The following is an 18,791-nucleotide window of genomic DNA, read 5'->3' on the forward strand; positions in this document are numbered from 1 at the left end:
CGTGCTGTGCCGCAGGTTCATAGTCGCTACCTCGAGAGCGAGCCGCAGAGCCCGATCAATCCTGATGAGGTAGCCACATGTATCAATACGATGACTATGACCGGGCCCTGGTGTTCGAGCGTGTTGCGCAGTTTCGCGATCAGGTCGAACGTTTCATGGCCGGCGAATTGAGCGAAGAAGAGTTCCTGCCCCTGCGTTTGCAGAATGGCCTGTATATGCAGAAACACGCCTACATGCTGCGCGTGGCGATTCCTTACGGCACCCTGAGCGCCAGGCAAATGCGCACTCTGGCGAGCATTGCCCGGGACTACGATCGTGGTTACGGCCACTTCACCACCCGGCAAAACATGCAGTTCAACTGGATCGAACTGGCCCAGGTCCCGGACATCCTCGAACGCCTTGCCCAGGTGGAAATGCACGCGATCCAGACCTCCGGCAACTGCGTGCGCAACATCACCACCGAAGCCTTCGCCGGCGTTGCGGCGGACGAGCTGATGGACCCGCGCCCGCTGGCGGAGATCCTGCGGCAATGGTCGACCATCAACCCGGAATTCCTGTTCCTGCCACGCAAGTTCAAGATCGCCATCTGCTCGGCGAAACAGGACCGCGCGGCGATCATGATGCATGACATCGGCCTTTATCTTTATCGCGACGACAGCGGGCAAATGCTCTTGCGGGTGATCGTTGGCGGCGGGTTGGGGCGTACGCCGATTCTCGGTCTGCAGATTCGCGAAGGCTTGCCGTGGCAGCATTTGCTGTCTTATGTCGAGGCGGTGCTGCGGGTCTACAACCGCCACGGGCGGCGCGATAACAAGTACAAGGCGCGGATCAAGATTCTGGTCAAGGCCCTGGGGATCGAAGCGTTCGCCAAGGAAGTGGAGGAGGAGTGGCAACACCTCAAGGACGGCCCGGCGCAGTTGACCGACGTCGAGTATGAGCGTGTCGCCAGCGCCTTTGTGCCACCCGATTACCGTTCACTGGCCGGCACCGACCTGGACTTCGGCACGCGCCTGGCCGAGCACCCGGCGTTCGCCCGTTGGGTGGCGCGCAACGTTCAGCCGCACAAGGTGCCGGGTTACGCCAGCGTGGTGCTGTCGACCAAGCCGGGTATCGCCGCGCCGCCGGGGGATGTCACGGCCGAACAAATGGAAGCGGTGGCGCTATGGTCCGAGCAGTTCGGTTTCGGCGAAATCCGCATCGCCCATGAACAGAACATCGTCCTGCCCGACGTGCCCACGGCCGACCTTTACGCGCTATGGTGCCTGGCCTGCGAGCAAGGCCTGGGGAGTGCCAATATCGGTTTGCTGACTGACATCATCGCTTGCCCCGGCGGCGACTTCTGCGCCCTGGCCAACGCCAAGTCGATCCCCATCGCGCAAGCGATTCAGGCGCGTTTCGAGGATCTGGATTACCTGCATGACCTGGGCGACATCAGCCTGAACATCTCAGGCTGCATGAACGCCTGCGGCCACCACCACATCGGCAATATCGGCATCCTTGGCGTCGACAAGAACGGCAGTGAGTGGTACCAGATCACCCTCGGCGGCGCCCAAGGCAAGGACAGCGCGTTGGGCAAGGTCATCGGCCCGTCCTTCAGTGCCGCCGAAGTGCCCGATGTGATTGAACGGATCATCGGCACGTTCGTGCGCTACCGCGAGACCGAAGAACTGTTCGTCGATACCCTGGCGCGCATCGGTCTGGAGCCGTTCAAGGAACGTGTCTACCCGAAAGTGCTGGAGGTGTCGGTATGAACAATCTGCTGCGTTTGCGAGAGGGCGGCGCCGAGTGGGTGCGCGACGACCCATGGCAGTTGATTCGTGAAACGACCGGTGAACTCCCGGCCGGGCCGCTGATCCTGCCGTTACCCCAGTGGCTGGCCCTTAATGCCGACACCACAACCGCGCTCGAAGGTGTCTGGCTCGGCCCTGACGACGAAGTGGCAAATCTGATTCCGTGGTTCCCCGACCTGCCGCTGATTGCCCTGGACTTCCCGAGTTTTCGCGACGGACGCGCTTACAGCCAGGCCTATCTGTTGCGCACGCGATTCGGATGGCAAGGCGAATTGCGCGCGATTGGCGATGTGCTGCGCGATCAACTCAGCCACATGCGCCAATGCGGTTTCGACAGCTTTGCCGTGCGTGAAGACAAGTCTGCCGAAGATGCGCTCAAGGGACTGGCGGGGATGAGCGTGTTGTATGGGCGTTCGGTAATCGAGCCGCGGCCGTTGTTTCGACGGCGGTAGGGTATCGAGATCTTTTGCTTGGGCCACTGATGGCATTTTGATAGGGTCCGCGCCTCATAAGGAGTTGGTGAGGAAAGGAGTCTGGTTTGGGCGCGGGCAAGAAGATTTTGGGGTTGATAGCGCTATCGCTGATGGCGGCCCTGTGGGGCAGTTATTTCTATGTGTTCAAAGAGAACCGTAACGGCCAGCTCGGGGATGCGTTCGACAGCTACGCCTGGTGCGGCACGCCACCCGCCAGCGATAGCGGCGGGCAGGGCAAGGATCAACTGTCGCTGCGCATCACCAACAACGTTCGCGGCGATTTCATGCTCTCGGGGGCGGTTGTCGTTTCCGAGCGAACCTTTGATCGCTACGATCTGGGCCGCAACGAACTGCGGCTGCGCATGGAGCCGCTACAGTGGTCCTACGGCGTTGCGCCGATTTTCATGGAGCAGGTCAAGATCAAACCCCTGAGCCGTAACCTGTCTTCAGTCAACAAAAGTGCCTACGCCGAACTTGAGCCCCAGCCCATCGACGTCCAGGGGCGTGCGACCGACTTTCCGTTCGACACCTACCGCTACGGTTACAAACCGGTGTTGTACTACCTCAAGGGTAACGAGCGCATCGACCTGCGCCTCAAAAACGTCACCACCAGCATGCAGATGTCCAACACCTTTACGCCGATCCAGAAGTACAACCGTGTCGAGTACATCAACGAGAAAAATTCGCTGATCAGTGAGCAGGACTACAAGCCCTACGGCGCCAACGAATGCGCGTTCAGCGTCGAGCGCAAGGGCTCGTTCAAGGTGATTGTGTTGCTGTTGTTGCTGGTGATGTGCCTGCCGCTGCTGCACGTGTTCTATCGCGACGAGCCGGGCATCGACTTTCTCGCGACGCTGGTGAGTATTGGCGCGATCCGGGTGTTCCTGGTGGGGCCGTTGAACGATTTCCAGTTGTACACCATCGACTTCCTGTTCGGCGCGGTGATCATCCTGGTGGGCACGGTGTCGTTGATCAAGGCGATGCGGGCCAATAGTCGGCGGGAGTTGGCAGCGAAAAGCGGGTCTTCGTGGTGATTATCGCGACCGTGGCGAGAGCTGAAAATTGTGATTTTCGATACAAAAACGCCGGGCATTAGCTATACCTGTAACTCTCGTAGGCAATACCGTTGCCGTCCTTCTGACAGGAGTTAAAGCATGAAGCTTGCGTTAATGATGAGCACACTGTGCATCGCCTCTCTCGGGGTGGCGGGTTGCGCCAGCAAAGTCGTCGAGCCAGACCAGTACTCCGGCTTTCTCAAGGACTACAGCCAGCTCAAGGAAGCCAAGTCGCCATCGGGCGCCGTGGTGATGCGCTGGGTCGATCCCAAGCTCGACGTCAACAAATACACCAGTGCCTACATCGAGCCGACTCAGCTCTATCCCAAACCGCAACCGACAGCGAAAATCCCTCAGACCACGTTGAACGGCATCACCAGCTACTACGATCAGGCGCTCAAGCGCGAACTGGGTAAATCCCTGCCACTGGCCAGCGGCCCCGGCCCAGGCGTTATCGTGGTGCGTGCGGCGATCACCGCCGTCAGCAGCAAGACCGAAAGCCTCAAGCCGTATGAAGTGATCCCGATCGCCCTGGTGGCAGCGGCCGTCACCACCGCCAGCGGTGCTCGCGATCAGCAAACCGATCTGGCTACCGAAGCGGTGTTTCTCGATGGCGGTACCAACAAGGTCATCGCCCAGGTGGTGCGCAAGGGCACCGGCAAACCGCTGGAAAACGAAGCTCAGGTGATGAAAGCCGATGACGTGAAAAACGTGATCGATGGCTGGGCTTCGGACATGAATCAGTCGTTTGTAAAATTCAAGTCCAAGTAACGCGGGTTTATTGTTCGCGCAAGATCGTTCCCAGGCATGGGAACGATCAATCCCCTTGGCTATTCCCCCGGGATGTCGGCCGGTATGACAGTGAGCGCAGCCGGCGCCGCATGACTTTGCATTGCCTGGGCACCGACACCACAACTTGCGAAAAGCGCCATCAGGCTGAATCCCGCAACGCGAAGCAAACCTTTCATAGACGTTTCCTCATTTTCCGAAGATGACATTCAGTCTGGCCTGCATGAAGGCTTTTTTTACTCTAGCAGGTGGTTGTCGCGTCAACGGGTTTGCTTGTTGAATTGAAGGTCCATTCGCGGGCAAGCCACACTCCCACAGGTATTGAGTGAGCCTTGGCTAATTTGCCAACTACAATCTCCTGTGGGCATGGTTGCTCGCGAAGAAGGATTGTCAGTCAACATCGTTGTTGAATGCTGAGTCGTGTGTAGGTGTGCTTCAGTGCTTCTTCGCCTGCGCCCGCACGCGCTCTTCCTGTTCACGCAGTTCCGGGGTGAACTCTGCACCGAAATCTTCGGCCTCGAACACCTGGCGAATCTCGATCTCGGCCTCTGTACCCGGCATCGGATTGGGGCAGCGCTTGACCCACTCGATCGCTTCCTCTTTCGACTTCACCTGCCACAGCCAGTAGCCGGCGATCAGCTCTTTGGTTTCGGCGAACGGGCCGTCGATCACTGTGCGTTTATCTCCCGAGAAGCGCACACGGGCACCTTTACTGCTGGGCTGCAGGCCATCGCAATCGATGAGGATGCCGGCCTTGGCCAGTTCCTCGTTGTAATTGCCCATTGCGGTCATCAGTTCTTCGCTGGGCATCACGCCGGCCTCGGAGTCGGGGCTGGCTTTTACAATGATCATGAATCGCATGGTCTTGTCTCCGTTGAAGTTGAGTGATTCATTGCATAGTCGAATGGGCGTGACTTGAATCGACAATGCGCCTAAACAAAAAATGTCCTTTTCGTTTTAGTCGATGTTGTAGAGAACAGATGTATTTTCGACATCCTCCTCGCGATCAAATATTCCTGTGAGACCCATCCAACGACCAACGGAAGGTGCCCTTCATGCCCGTACTGGAACTCACCACACTGATCCCCGACCGAACTCCCAGGCAAGTTCTCGACTTCTGCCTGGAAGGCGCCAATTTCCCGAAGATCTTTCCGGAACGGGTCACGTCGCGGGGTGATATCGACCTGGATAACCTGCGCATCGAAGCCGGGCGCGAGTTTCGCTTCAGGCACTGGATGTTCAACCTGATCCCGTCGAACTGGACGGTGGTGATCCGGGAGGTTGGCGACATGCATTTCATCGATGAAATGCTCAAGGGGCCGCTGCGTGCCTTTCGTCATGAACATCGGGTGGCGGCGGGTGAGGGCGGTACGCTGTACACCGACCGCGTGACCTATGCGGCGATTGGCGGTGCCTTGACTGAAGGGCTGCTGGTGAATGCCTACATGCGGCGGATTTTCGCGGCGCGGCACCGCAATATGCTGCGGTTGCTTGGGTAGTGCACGTGCATCCAGCCCTGTGGAATTGCAGGTTTGCCTCTCCCGCCACTCATGACAATTTGTGTTTTTGCATAGGTCCCCGGCCCATTTCGTGGTTAACTTCGGCCTCGTCAAAATTCTCTACATCAACGTTCAGAAGGACTCCGTTCATGGCTCAAGTCACTCTCAAAGGCAACCCGGTTCAAGTCAACGGCCAACTGCCACAAGCCGGTTCCCAGGCGCCAGCCTTTTCCCTGGTTGCCGGCAATCTGTCCGACGTGACCCTGGCGAGCTTCGCCGGCAAGCGCAAAGTGTTGAACATCTTCCCAAGCGTCGACACCCCGACCTGCGCCACCTCGGTGCGTAAGTTCAACGCCCAGGCCAATGACGTGGCCAACACCGTCGTGCTGTGCATCTCCGCTGACCTGCCGTTCGCCCAAGCCCGCTTCTGCGGCGCCGAAGGCCTGGAAAACGTACAGAACCTGTCGACCCTGCGCGGTGCCGAGTTTAAGGAAAACTACGGCGTAGCCATTGCCGATGGTCCACTCAAAGGCCTGACCGCCCGTGCCGTCGTGGTTCTGGACGAAAACGACAAGGTCCTGCACAGCGAACTGGTCAAGGAAATCGCTGAAGAACCGAACTACGACGCAGCGCTCGCCGTTCTGAAATAAGCAAACTATTACAATTGTTAACGGCCTGGCTCTGTCCAGGCCGTTTTCATTTGTGCTTCAGTGTCTTAGCTAAACCTCCTGTTCTGTAAGCCGAAAGTAAATTGCCGGTAAAGGCGCTTTGCTTAATACCCGCCAGTGCTTATCGTTCAGCCTCCCGTAGAAAAAAGCGCACGCGCCCAATGGTTGATCATTCCATGCAATCCTCCGCTTCCCGCAATCCTCGTCGCTGGCTGTTCGGCCTGCTTGTCCTGTTGGTCATTGCCGGCCTGTGCTGGAAGTTCTGGCCCGCTGGCAGCAGCCCGAAGGAGGGCGTGGGGCAGAAAGCCGTTGCCGGGCATACCGGTCGGTCGGGGGGGATGCGCCCGGGATTCGGCGGGGCGACGGGACCGGTTCCGGTGCGCGTGGCGCCGGTGGTCAAAGGCGATTTTCCGCTGTATTACAAGGCGCTGGGCACGGTCACGGCGCTGAACACCATCAATGTGCGTAGCCGCGTCGGTGGCGAACTGGTCAAGGTCTATTTCGATGAAGGGCAGATGGTCAAGGCGGGTGACCTGCTGGCCGAGATCGATCCACGTCCCTATCAGAATGCCTTGCTCCAGGCCGAAGGCACCTTGCTGCAGAATCAGGCGCAATTGAAAAACGCCCAGGTCGACGTCGAGCGCTATCGTGGCCTGTACCGCGAAGACAGTATCGCCAAGCAAACCCTGGACACCGCCGAAGCGCTGGTCGCCCAGTACCAGGGCACGGTCAAGACCAATCAGGCGGCGGTCAACGACGCCAAGCTCAATCTCGAATTCACCAAGATCCGCGCGCCGATCACCGGGCGTGTGGGCCTGCGGCAGCTGGACGTCGGCAACCTTGTGGCGGCCAACGACACCACGGCGCTGGTGATCATCACCCAGACCCAACCGATCAGCGTGGCGTTTACCTTGCCGGAAAACAGCCTGGACACCGTGCTGACCCGCTATCGCACCGGCGCCAAGCTGCCCGCCGAAGCCTGGGACCGCGGCGACACCCAATTGCAGGCCACCGGCGTGTTGCAGAGCCTCGATAACCAGATCGACGTCACCACCGGCACCCTGAAATTCAAGGCCCGCTACGAGAACCGCGATCAAGCGCTGTTCCCGAATCAGTTCGTCAACGTGCACCTGCTGGCCGATACCCTTAAAGATGTGGTGCTTGCACCCTCGGCGGCGATCCAGTTCGGCACCAACGGCACATTCGTCTATGCGCTGGACGGCGACAAGAAGGTCACCATCCGCCAGTTGAAAGTCGGCGCCAGTGACGGGGAAAACACCGTGATCACCGAAGGCCTGGCCATCGGTGATCGGGTGGTGCTGGAAGGCACCGACCGCCTGAAGGACGGCAGTGAAGTGGAAGTGGTCAACGACAGCAAGGATGTACCGACCACTCCGACCGAACATCTGCAAGGCAAATCGGCGGCGACCCCAGGCGAGCCGGCGGCCACCGACAAGGCGAAAAAGGGCGGCGCATGAACATCTCGCGGCTGTTCATCCTTCGCCCGGTCGCCACGACCCTGAGCATGCTGGCCATTATTCTGGCTGGTGTGATCGCTTATCGGCTGCTGCCGGTGTCGGCATTGCCCCAAGTCGATTACCCGACCATCCGCGTCATGACGCTCTATCCCGGCGCCAGCCCGGATGTCATGACCAGCGCCGTGACCGCGCCGCTGGAGCGTCAATTCGGCCAGATGCCCGGCCTGACCCAGATGGCTTCGACCAGTTCCGGAGGTGCCTCGGTGCTGACCCTGCGGTTCAGCCTCGACATCAACATGGACGTCGCCGAGCAGCAAGTGCAGGCCGCGATCAACGCCGCGACCAATTTGCTGCCCAAGGATTTGCCGGCACCGCCGGTGTACAACAAAGTCAACCCGGCGGATACCCCGGTGCTGACCCTGGCCATCACCTCCAAAACCATGCTGCTGCCCAAGCTCAATGACTTGGTCGATACCCGTATGGCGCAGAAAATCGCCCAGATCAGCGGCGTCGGCATGGTCAGCATTGCCGGTGGTCAGCGTCAGGCGGTGCGGATCAAGGTCAACCCCGAGGCCCTGGCGGCCAACGGCCTGAACCTGTCGGACGTGCGCACCTTGATCGGTGCCTCCAACGTCAACCAGCCCAAGGGCAACTTCGACGGCCCGACCCGCGTGTCGATGCTCGACGCCAACGACCAGCTGACGTCACCCAAGGACTACGCCAACCTGATTCTGGCCTATAAAAACGGCGCGCCGTTGCGGCTCAAGGACGTGGCAGAGATCGTCGACGGCGCCGAGAACGAACGCCTCGCCGCATGGGCCAATGAAAACCAGGCCGTGCTGCTGAACATCCAGCGTCAGCCCGGCGCCAACGTCATCGAGGTGGTCGACCGGATCAAGGCCTTGCTGCCGAGCATCACCGACAACCTGCCGGCCGGCCTCGACGTCACGGTGCTCACCGATCGCACCCAGACCATCCGCGCTTCGGTCACCGACGTGCAACACGAACTGCTGATCGCCATCGCCCTGGTGGTGATGGTCACGTTCCTGTTCCTGCGGCGGGCCAGTGCCACGATCATTCCGTCGGTGGCGGTGCCGCTGTCGTTGATCGGCACCTTCGGCGTGATGTACCTCGCCGGGTTTTCGGTCAACAACCTGACGCTGATGGCGCTGACCATCGCCACCGGTTTCGTGGTGGATGATGCGATCGTCATGCTGGAGAACATTTCCCGCTTCATCGAAGAGGGCGACAGCCCGCTGCAAGCGGCGCTCAAGGGCGCCAAGCAGATCGGCTTCACCCTGATTTCCCTGACGCTGTCGTTGATCGCGGTGCTGATTCCGCTGCTGTTCATGGCCGACGTGGTGGGGCGCTTGTTCCGCGAGTTCGCGATCACGTTGGCGGTGGCGATCCTGATTTCGCTGGTGGTGTCCCTGACCCTGACGCCGATGATGTGCGCGCGGTTGCTCAAGCGTGAGCCCAAGGAAAAAGATCAGGGCTGGTTCTACCGCTCCAGTGGCGCGACCATCGACTGGATGATCGCCGCCTACGGGCGCAAGTTGCAGTGGGTGCTCAAGCATCAGCCGCTGACCTTGCTGGTGGCCATCGGCACGCTGGCATTGACCGTGTTCCTGTACATGGTGGTGCCCAAGGGGTTCTTCCCGGTGCAGGACACCGGGGTGATCCAGGGGATTTCCGAGGCGCCGCAGTCAATTTCCTTCGCGGCGATGAGCGCGCGCCAGCAGGAACTGGCCAAGGTGATCCTGGCTGACCCTGCGGTCGAAAGCCTGTCGTCCTATATTGGCGTCGACGGTGATAACTCGACGCTCAACAGCGGCCGGTTACTGATCAACCTCAAGTCCCACAGCCACCGCAACCTGAGCGCCACCCAAGTCATTGCCCGCTTGCAACCGGAGCTGGACAAGCTGGTCGGCATTCGCCTGTTCATGCAGCCGGTGCAGGACCTGACCATCGAAGATCGGGTCAGCCGTACGCAGTACCAGTTCAGCATGTCGTCGCCGGATGCCGAGTTGCTTAGCTTGTGGAGCGGGCGTCTGGTCGAAGCCCTGGCGCAACGGCCGGAACTGACCGATGTCGCCAGCGATTTGCAGGACAAGGGTTTGCAGGTTTATCTGGTGATCGACCGCGATGCGGCGTCGCGGGTTGGCGTATCGGTGTCGAACATCACCGACGCGCTCTACGACGCCTTCGGCCAGCGGCAGATTTCCACCATTTACACCCAGGCCAGCCAGTACCGCGTGGTGCTGCAATCGCAGTCCGGCGAGAAGATCGGCCCCGATGCGCTGAACCAGATTCACGTCAAGACCACCGATGGCGGGCAAGTGCGCCTGTCCAGCCTGGCGCATGTCGAGGAACGTCAGGCACAACTGGCGATCACCCACATCGGCCAGTTCCCGGCGGTGATGATGTCGTTCAACCTGGCGCCCGGCGTGGCGTTAGGGCATGCGGTGCAGGTCATCGATCAGGTGCAGAAAGACATCGGCATGCCGATTGGCGTGCAGACCCAGTTCCAGGGCGCGGCCGAAGCGTTCCAGGCGTCGCTGTCGAGCACTTTGCTGCTGATTCTGGCGGCGGTGGTGACCATGTACATCGTGCTCGGCGTGCTCTACGAGAGCTACATTCATCCGATCACCATCCTCTCGACCTTGCCCTCGGCGGCGGTCGGCGCCTTGCTGGCGCTGCTGTTGAGCGGTAATGACCTGGGGATGATCGCGATCATCGGCATCATCCTGCTGATTGGTATCGTGAAAAAGAACGCGATCATGATGATCGACTTCGCCCTTGAAGCTGAACGTAATCAGGGCATGGACCCGCAAGCCGCGATCTATCAGGCGGCGCTGCTGCGTTTCCGGCCGATTCTGATGACCACCCTGGCGGCATTGTTCGGCGCGGTGCCGCTGATGCTCGCCACCGGTTCCGGCGCGGAGTTGCGCCAGCCTTTGGGTCTGGTGATGGTCGGTGGCTTGCTGGTGAGTCAGGTGCTGACGCTGTTCACCACGCCTGTCATCTACTTGTACTTCGACCGCCTCGGACGGCGCTGGGGCCGTAAGGCCCAGTCTGTGGACCCGGTAGAACAGCCATGAACCTGTCTGGACCTTTCATCAAACGCCCGGTCGCGACGATGTTGCTGAGCCTGGCGATCATGCTGCTGGGCGGCGTGAGCTTCGGCCTGTTGCCGGTATCGCCGCTGCCGCAGATGGATTTTCCGGTGATCGTGGTTCAGGCCAGTCTGCCTGGCGCGAGCCCGGAGGTCATGGCCTCAACCGTGGCCACACCGCTGGAGCGTTCCTTCGGTACCATCGCCGGGGTCAACACCATGAGCAGCCGTTCCAGCCAAGGCTCGACCCGGGTGATTCTGCAGTTCGACCTGGACCGCGACATCAACGGCGCGGCGCGGGAAGTGCAGGCGGCGATCAACGCCTCGCGCAACCTGCTGCCCAGCGGGATGCGCAGCATGCCGACCTACAAGAAGGTCAACCCATCGCAAGCGCCGATCATGGTGCTGTCGCTGACCTCGGATGTGCTGGAAAAAGGCCAGCTCTACGACTTGGCCTCGACCATTCTGTCCCAGAGTCTGTCCCAGGTGCAGGGCGTAGGTGAAGTGCAGATCGGCGGCAGTTCGTTGCCGGCGGTGCGCATTGAGCTCGAGCCCCAGGCGCTCAACCAGTACGGCGTGGCACTGGACGATGTGCGTACCACCATCGCCAACGCCAACGTGCGCCGGCCCAAGGGCTCGGTCGAAGACGGTCAGCGGCTGTGGCAGGTCCAGGCCAACGATCAGCTGGAAAAGGCCAAGGATTACGAGTCGCTGATCATTCACTACGCAGACGGCGCGGCCCTGCGATTGAAGGATGTGGCCAAGGTCAGCGACGGCGTCGAGGACCGCTACAACAGCGGATTCTTCAACGATGACGCGGCAGTCTTGCTGGTAATCAACCGCCAGGCCGGCGCCAACATCATCGAGACGGTCAACGAGATCAAGGCGCAATTGCCGGCATTGCAGGCGGTGCTGCCGGCCAGCGTCAAGCTGAACCTGGCGATGGACCGTTCGCCGGTGATCAAGGCCACCCTGCACGAAGCGGAAATGACCCTGCTAATTGCCGTGGCGCTGGTGATTCTGGTGGTGTTCCTGTTCCTCGGTAACTTTCGCGCCTCGCTAATCCCGACCCTGGCGGTGCCGGTGTCACTGGTGGGCACGTTTGCGGTGATGTATCTCTATGGGTTCTCCCTGAACAACCTGTCGCTGATGGCGCTGATTCTGGCCACCGGGCTGGTAGTGGACGATGCCATCGTGGTGCTGGAGAACATTTCCCGGCACATCGACAAGGGCGTGCCGCCGATGAAGGCCGCGTACCTCGGGGCGCAGGAAGTCGGCTTCACGCTGCTATCGATGAACGTCTCGCTGGTGGCGGTGTTCCTGTCGATCCTGTTCATGGGCGGGATCATCGAAAGCCTGTTCCGCGAGTTTTCCATCACCCTGGCGGCGGCCATCGTGGTGTCGCTGCTGGTGTCGCTGACGCTGACGCCAATGCTTTGTGCGCGCTGGCTCAAGCCGCATACGCCGGGGCAGGAAAACCGTCTGCAACGCTGGAGCCAGCGGGCCAATGAGTGGATGGTCGGCAAATACGCCACCAGTCTCGACTGGGTGCTGCGTCATCGCCGACTGACCTTGCTCAGTCTGATCGTGACAGTTGGCGTAAACATTGCGCTGTATGTTGTTGTTCCTAAAACCTTTCTTCCTCAGCAAGACACCGGCCAGCTGATCGGTTTCGTGCGCGGCGATAATGGCCTGTCGTTCAGCGTGATGCAGCCGAAGATGGAAACCTTCCGCCGCGCGGTGTTGAAGGACGAAGCGGTGCAAAGCGTCGCCGGGTTCATCGGTGGCAACAACGGCACCAATAACGCGTTCATGCTGGTGCGGCTCAAGCCGATCAAGGAACGCAACCTGTCCGCGCAGAAAGTCATCGAGCGATTGCGCAAGGAAATGCCCAAAGTGCCCGGTGCTCAATTGATGCTGATGGCCGACCAGGACCTGCAATTCGGCGGCGGTCGCGAGCAGACCACCTCGCAGTATTCCTACATCCTGCAAAGTGGCGATCTCGGCGCTTTACGCGAGTGGTATCCGAAAGTCGTTGCCGCCTTCAAGGCCCTGCCTGAGCTGACGGCGATTGACGCCCGCGAAGGCCGTGGCGCCCAGCAAGTGACGCTGATTGTCGATCGCGATCAGGCCAAGCGGCTGGGCGTGGACATGAACATGGTCACGGCAGTGCTGAACAATGCCTACAGCCAGCGGCAGATTTCGACGATCTACGACAGCCTCAACCAGTATCAGGTGGTGATGGAGGTCAATCCGAAATACGCCCAGGACCCGGTCACCCTGAACCAGGTCAAAGTGATCACTGCCGACGGCGCGCGGATTCCGTTGTCGACCATTGCCCATTACGAGAGCAGTCTGGAAAACGACCGGGTCAGCCACGAAGGCCAGTTCGCTTCGGAAAGCATTGCCTTCGACATGGCCGAAGGGGTGACGGTGGAGCAGGGCTCGGCAGCTATCGAACGGGCGATTGCCAAGGTCGGCCTGCCGGAAGACGTGATCGCGAAAATGGCCGGCACCGCCGACGCCTTCGCCGCCGCACAGAAGAGCCAGCCGTGGATGATTCTCGGCGCGCTGGTCGCGGTGTATCTGGTGCTGGGTGTGCTGTATGAAAGCTACATTCATCCGCTGACGATCCTGTCGACCTTGCCGTCGGCCGGTGTCGGTGCGTTGCTGTCAATCTATGTGCTGGGCGGCGAGTTCAGCCTGATCTCCTTGCTCGGGCTGTTTCTGCTGATCGGCGTGGTGAAGAAAAACGCCATCCTGATGATCGACCTGGCGCTGCAACTGGAACGGCACCAAGGCCTGGAGCCGCTGGAATCGATCCGCAGCGCCTGCCTGCAACGGCTGCGGCCGATTCTGATGACCACCCTGGCAGCGATTCTCGGCGCCTTGCCGTTGCTGCTGAGCCGCGCTGAGGGCGCGGAAATGCGTCAGCCGCTGGGCCTGACCATCATCGGCGGGCTGGTCTTCAGCCAGGTGCTGACCCTTTACACCACCCCGGTGGTTTACCTCTATCTCGACAAACTGCGCCATCGTTTCAACCACTGGCGTGGGGTGCGTACCGATGCTGCTCTGGAAACTCCGCTATGACTGACCGTTCGCTTCTCAACCTGGCTGCACCGCTGATCACGGCCCGAGGCTCGCGTTTGCTGAGCCTGTCGCTGTGCGTGGCGATGCTCAGCGCCTGCGCCATCGGCCCGGATTACCAGCGCCCGCAAGCCGCCGCACCTGCGCAGTACAAAGAGGCGGCCGGCTGGCGTCAGGCCAACCCCAGCGATTCGTTGGCGCGCGGTGCCTGGTGGGAGCTGTACGGCGATCAGCAGCTCAACGGCCTGATCGAAAAGCTCAACAGCGCCAACCAGACCGTTGCCCAGTCCGAGGCCCAGTACCGTCAGGCCCAGGCCTTGGTGCGCAGTGCCCGGGGGGCATTTTTCCCGACGGTGGACCTGACTGTCAGCAAGAACCGCTCCAGCCAGGGCACCGGCAGCAGCAGTTCGAGCTTGAGCAGTTCGTCCAGCGGCATCCGTGACACTTACTCGGCACAGGCCGGGGTCAGTTGGGAAGCCGACATCTGGGGCAAATTGCGTCGAGGCCTGGAAGCCGACACGGCCAATGCCCAAGCGAGTTTTGCCGACCTGGCGGCGATGCGCCTGAGCCAGCAATCGGAGCTGGTGCAGAACTACTTGCAACTTCGAGTGATCGACGAGCAGAAACGCCTGCTGGAAGCGACGGTCGAGGCCTATCAGCGCTCGCTGACCATGACCGAAAACCAGTACCGCGCCGGGGTTTCCGGTAAGGACGCGGTGGCCCAGGCCACCACTCAGCTCAAAACCACTCAGGCGGAGATGGTCGACCTGATCTGGCAGCGCGCGCAGTTCGAGAACGCCATCGCGGTGCTGATCGGCCTGCCACCGGCCGAATTCAGCCTGGCCGAAACCAAAGACATCCCGGCGTTGCCTCAAGTGCCGCTGAGCTTGCCTTCACAGTTGCTGGAACGCCGTCCGGATATCGCCTCCGCCGAACGCTCGGTGATGGCCGCCAACGCCAACATCGGCGTGGCCAAAGCTGCCTACTATCCGGACCTGACTCTGAACATGAACGGCGGTTATAGCAGTAGCACCTACGCCAACTGGATCAGCCTGCCGAACCGCTTCTGGTCGGTCGGCCCACAACTGGCCATGACCCTGTTCGACGGTGGCCAGCGCTCGGCGGAAGTCGACCGTAGTGAAGCGGCCTACGACGAGACTGTCGCCAAATACCGCCAGACCGTGCTCGATGGTTTTCGTGAGGTAGAAAATTACCTGGTGCAGCTCAAGGTGCTGGAAGACGAAGCGGTCGTGCGCCAGGAAGCTCTGGATGCGGCGCGCGAATCCCTTCGCTTGACCCAGAATCAGTACAAGGCCGGGTTGATTGCCTATCTGGATGTGGTGGTGGTTCAGGCCACGGCGCTGAGTAACGAGCGCAACGTGTTGAGCTTGTTGCAGAGCCGGCTGATTGCCAGCGTGCAGTTGATTGCCGCGCTGGGCGGTGGGTGGGACGGGCAGCTTCAGGTCAGCGACAAGCAATAGCACAAGTTGATTGATCGTTCCCACGCTCCGCGTGGGAATGCCTCACCGGACGCTCCGCGTCCGCTTCTGCATGGGACGCGGAGCGTCCCTGGCTGCATTCCCACGCAGAGCGTGGGAACGATCAATCCGACAAGCTCCCTCGCCACAATCATCTTGATGGCTTTTTGATTACTTTGTGAGTGCGTTCGTCCGCGGAATCAGTACAATCGCCGGCTTTGCTCCCCCGAGAACAAACACAGTATGGCGGGGGCTGTTGCGAGAAATCCCATGCTCATTGGTAGTTATTCCCTTACGCTGGTTTTCATATCGCTGTGCGTGGCGATACTGGCCTCTTATACCGCGCTTGACCTCACCGGACGCATCGCCACGGCCAAGGGCCGAGCGGTGCATTTATGGACGGCGGGCGGCGCTTTTGCGATGGGCATCGGCGTGTGGTCGATGCATTTCATCGGCATGCTTGCGTTCACATTGCCGATCGACCTGGGCTACGACACCACCCTCACGGCACTGTCGCTGTTGATCGCGGTGCTGTCTTGCGGCTTTGCCCTATGGCTGGTCAGTCAGCCACGGCTGCCGGCCTGGCAACTGGCGTTCGGCGCGCTGGTCATGGGCGCTGGTATCAGCGCGATGCATTACACCGGCATGGCCGCCATGCGCATGCAGCCGGGCATCGATTACGACCCGACTCTGTTTGGCGCGTCGTTGCTGATTGCCGTCGGCGCGTCGGGCGCGGCGTTATGGATCGCTTTCCGCCTGCGCCAGCACACTCCGCATGTTCGCCTGTTCCGTGCGGGTGCTGCAGTCATCATGGGCATTGCCATCGTCGGCATGCACTACACCGGCATGGCCGCGGCGCGCTTTGCCGCCGGCAGTTTCTGTGGTGCGGCGGTCAGTGGCTTGAACGGCAAGGGGCTGGACAGCCTGGTGCTGATCACCACCTTGGCGATATTGAGCATCGCCTTGCTGACGTCGATCCTCGATGCCCGCCTGGAGGCTCGCACTGCGGACCTCGCCCACTCGCTGACCGTGGCCAACCGTGAACTCACTCAACTGGCCTTGCACGACACCCTGACCGGTCTGCCCAACCGCATGTTGCTGGCCGACCGTATCGATCAGGCCATATCGAAAGTGCAGGAGCAGGGCGGCTGTTTTGCGTTGATGTTCATTGATCTGGATGGCTTCAAACCGGTCAACGATGCGTTTGGCCATCACATGGGCGACCAGCTGTTGCGTGAAGTGGCACTGCGCCTGCGCGAAGACCTGCGTAGCCAGGACACCCTGGCGCGGATCGGCGGCGATGAGTTCGTGTTGTTGGTGCGCCTGAACGAGCCGAACGATGCGCTGAGCCTGGCGGAGCGTCAGGTCGGGTTGATTGCACGCTCGTTCCGGGTCGCCGAACATGACTTGCAGATTTCCGCCAGTGTCGGCATCGCGCTCTATCCGGGCAACGGTCATACGGCCGATGAGTTGCTGATGAACGCCGATGCCGCGATGTACCACGCCAAAGGCGCCGGGAAAAACGGTCATCGCTTCTTCGACGCCTCGATGAACAGCAACGCGCGCAAACAGCTGCAATTGCTCCAGGACTTGCGCAGTGCCGTCGATCAGCAACAGTTCAAACTTTATTACCAGCCCAAATTCGACGCCGGTCATGGCCGACCGGTGGGCGCCGAGGCGTTGCTGCGCTGGGAGCATCCGACCCTGGGCCTGCTGCAGCCGGACACGTTCATTGATCTCGCGGAGAAGACCGGGCTGATCATTCCGATTGGCGAGTGGGTGCTCAACGAGGCCTGCCGGCAGATGCGCGAGTGGTACGTGCTCGGTTACACCGATTGGCGTATCGCGGTGAACCTCTCGGCCTTGCAATTCTGCCATACGGGGCTGGTGCAGAGCGTTGCCAAGGCCCTGGCCGCCCATCATCTGCCGGCCAACAGCCTGACCCTGGAAATCACCGAAACCACCGCCATGAGCGACGCCGATGCGAGCATGACGGTGTTGCAGGAGCTGTCGGAAATGGGCGTCGACCTGTCCATCGATGACTTCGGTACCGGCTATTCGAGCTTGATGTACCTCAAGCGCCTGCCGGCCAATGAACTGAAGATCGACCGGGGTTTCGTCCGCGATCTGGAGCACGACAGCGACGACGCGGCCATCGTCTCGGCCATCGTCGCCCTCGGCCAGGCACTGGGCCTGCGGATCGTCGCCGAAGGGGTGGAAACTGGCGTCCAGCAGGACTTCCTGACCCAGCTGGGCTGCGACTCGTTGCAGGGCTACCTGCTCGGGCACCCGCTACCGGCCGATCGCTTCATGGTCGACATACACCGAGCGGAACAGGTTGGGGACGTCGTACCTGTAGCAGCTGCCGAGCCCGCGAGGCTGCGTTCGGCGGCGAAGCCGTCGTAAACCCTACATGCAAGGTTGTACCGACACACCGCGATAGCCCATTTCACGACGGCTTCGCCGCCGAACGCAGCCTCGCGGGCTCGGCAGCTGCTACAAGATGTACCATGCCCCTTGATGTGGACCCATGCAAAACCGCGCAATGGCGGTTATTCTTGGCCCCGACTGCTTACGCTTGGAACGGGGGAACGCCAGCATGGATAAAGTCATCGTCATCACCGGCGGCAGCCGCGGAATCGGCGCCGCCACGGCCCTGTTAGCCGCCGAACAAGGTTATCGGATCTGCATCAATTATCAGTCCGACGAACAGGCGGCGCTCAGTGTGCTGGAGCAAGTCCGTGCACGCGGTGCCCAGGCCATCGCTGTGCGTGCCGATGTCAGCATCGAAGACGAAGTGATCGCTCTGTTTCATCGGGTGGACACCGAACTGGGCCGGGTCACGGCGCTGGTGAACAACGCCGGCACCGTCGGACAAAAGTCGCGGATCGACGAAATGTCGGAATTCCGCATTCTGAAAATCCTCAAGACCAACGTCCTGGCGCCGATCCTCTGCGCCAAACACGCGATTTTGCGCATGTCGCCCAAACACGGCGGGCAGGGCGGCAGCATCGTCAACGTTTCCTCGGTTGCCTCGCGTTTGGGCTCACCCAACGAGTACGTGGATTACGCCGCGTCCAAGGGGGCGCTGGACACCTTCACCATCGGCCTGTCCAAGGAAGTGGCGGGCGAGGGGATTCGCGTCAATGCGGTGCGTCCGGGTTACATCTACACCGATTTCCATGCATTGAGCGGCGATCCGGACCGGGTCAGCAAACTTGAGTCGGCGATTCCGATGGCACGCGGTGGGCGGCCGGATGAAGTGGCGGAGGCGATTGTGTGGTTGTTGTCGGATAAGGCGTCGTATGCGACCGGGACTTTCGTCGATCTTGGTGGTGGGCGGTAAAGATCAGAAGCAA

Annotated in this window: 13 protein-coding genes; 12 read left to right on the forward strand and 1 reads right to left on the reverse strand. The window is 60.8% G+C overall.

Translation table 11 applies throughout. From position 1 onward, the window contains the following. The first annotated feature begins 77 nt into the window (after window positions 1-77). From PSH69_RS13965 to PSH69_RS13980, 4 genes are all read left to right on the forward strand, one after another. Window positions 78-1,751 (forward strand): nitrite/sulfite reductase, encoded by a 1,674-nt coding sequence (locus PSH69_RS13965; RefSeq protein WP_305412558.1) that lies wholly within the window; start codon window positions 78-80, stop codon window positions 1,749-1,751. Further along, on the forward strand, window positions 1,748-2,242 hold the full coding sequence (locus PSH69_RS13970; RefSeq protein ID WP_028940476.1) for a DUF934 domain-containing protein: 495 nt from the start codon (window positions 1,748-1,750) through the stop codon (window positions 2,240-2,242). The genes PSH69_RS13965 and PSH69_RS13970 overlap by 4 nt, the downstream gene beginning before the upstream one ends. Window positions 2,243-2,328: 86 nt before the next feature. Continuing rightward, window positions 2,329-3,297, forward strand: coding sequence for a hypothetical protein (locus tag PSH69_RS13975; RefSeq protein WP_305412559.1), 969 nt, complete (start codon window positions 2,329-2,331; stop codon window positions 3,295-3,297). A gap of 120 nt (window positions 3,298-3,417) precedes the next feature. Further along, on the forward strand, window positions 3,418-4,089 hold the full coding sequence (locus tag PSH69_RS13980) for a DUF3313 domain-containing protein (protein ID WP_018926145.1): 672 nt from the start codon (window positions 3,418-3,420) through the stop codon (window positions 4,087-4,089). A 453-nt stretch (window positions 4,090-4,542) separates the two neighbouring features. Here PSH69_RS13980 and PSH69_RS13985 read toward each other — a convergent pair whose 3' ends face one another. Then, on the reverse strand, window positions 4,543-4,968 hold the full coding sequence (locus tag PSH69_RS13985) for a YciI family protein (protein WP_019579276.1): 426 nt from the start codon (window positions 4,966-4,968) through the stop codon (window positions 4,543-4,545). A gap of 194 nt (window positions 4,969-5,162) precedes the next feature. Here PSH69_RS13985 and PSH69_RS13990 point away from each other — a divergent pair, with 194 nt between their 5' ends. The 8 genes from PSH69_RS13990 (at window position 5,163) to PSH69_RS14025 (ending at window position 18,778) form a co-directional block, all read left to right on the forward strand. Then, window positions 5,163-5,606, forward strand: a complete 444-nt coding sequence (locus PSH69_RS13990; RefSeq protein WP_305412560.1) for a polyketide cyclase — start codon at window positions 5,163-5,165, stop codon at window positions 5,604-5,606. Window positions 5,607-5,755: 149 nt separating this feature from the next. Continuing rightward, a complete protein-coding gene (gene tpx / locus PSH69_RS13995; protein WP_018926141.1) occupies window positions 5,756-6,256 on the forward strand; it encodes a thiol peroxidase in 501 nt (166 codons plus the stop codon). A gap of 179 nt (window positions 6,257-6,435) precedes the next feature. Continuing rightward, complete coding sequence (locus PSH69_RS14000) at window positions 6,436-7,752, forward strand: MdtA/MuxA family multidrug efflux RND transporter periplasmic adaptor subunit (RefSeq protein WP_305412561.1); 1,317 nt, start codon at window positions 6,436-6,438, stop codon at window positions 7,750-7,752. Beyond that, entirely contained in the window at window positions 7,749-10,853 is a 3,105-nt protein-coding gene (locus PSH69_RS14005; protein ID WP_305412562.1) for an MdtB/MuxB family multidrug efflux RND transporter permease subunit, read from the forward strand. Before PSH69_RS14000 ends, PSH69_RS14005 begins: the two co-directional genes overlap by 4 nt. After that, window positions 10,850-13,957, forward strand: a complete 3,108-nt coding sequence (locus PSH69_RS14010) for an efflux RND transporter permease subunit (RefSeq protein ID WP_305412563.1) — start codon at window positions 10,850-10,852, stop codon at window positions 13,955-13,957. The genes PSH69_RS14005 and PSH69_RS14010 overlap by 4 nt, the downstream gene beginning before the upstream one ends. Further along, window positions 13,954-15,435, forward strand: a complete 1,482-nt coding sequence (locus PSH69_RS14015; protein WP_305412564.1) for an efflux transporter outer membrane subunit — start codon at window positions 13,954-13,956, stop codon at window positions 15,433-15,435. Before PSH69_RS14010 ends, PSH69_RS14015 begins: the two co-directional genes overlap by 4 nt. A 267-nt stretch (window positions 15,436-15,702) precedes the next feature. Next, a complete protein-coding gene (locus PSH69_RS14020) occupies window positions 15,703-17,838 on the forward strand; it encodes a bifunctional diguanylate cyclase/phosphodiesterase (protein WP_305412565.1) in 2,136 nt (711 codons plus the stop codon). 193 nt (window positions 17,839-18,031) lie between these two features. Further along, window positions 18,032-18,778, forward strand: a complete 747-nt coding sequence (locus tag PSH69_RS14025; RefSeq protein WP_018926135.1) for an SDR family oxidoreductase — start codon at window positions 18,032-18,034, stop codon at window positions 18,776-18,778. Window positions 18,779-18,791: the final 13 nt, after the last annotated feature.

The organism is Pseudomonas sp. FP1740 (assembly GCF_030687165.1).
Lineage (GTDB): Bacteria > Pseudomonadota > Gammaproteobacteria > Pseudomonadales > Pseudomonadaceae > Aquipseudomonas.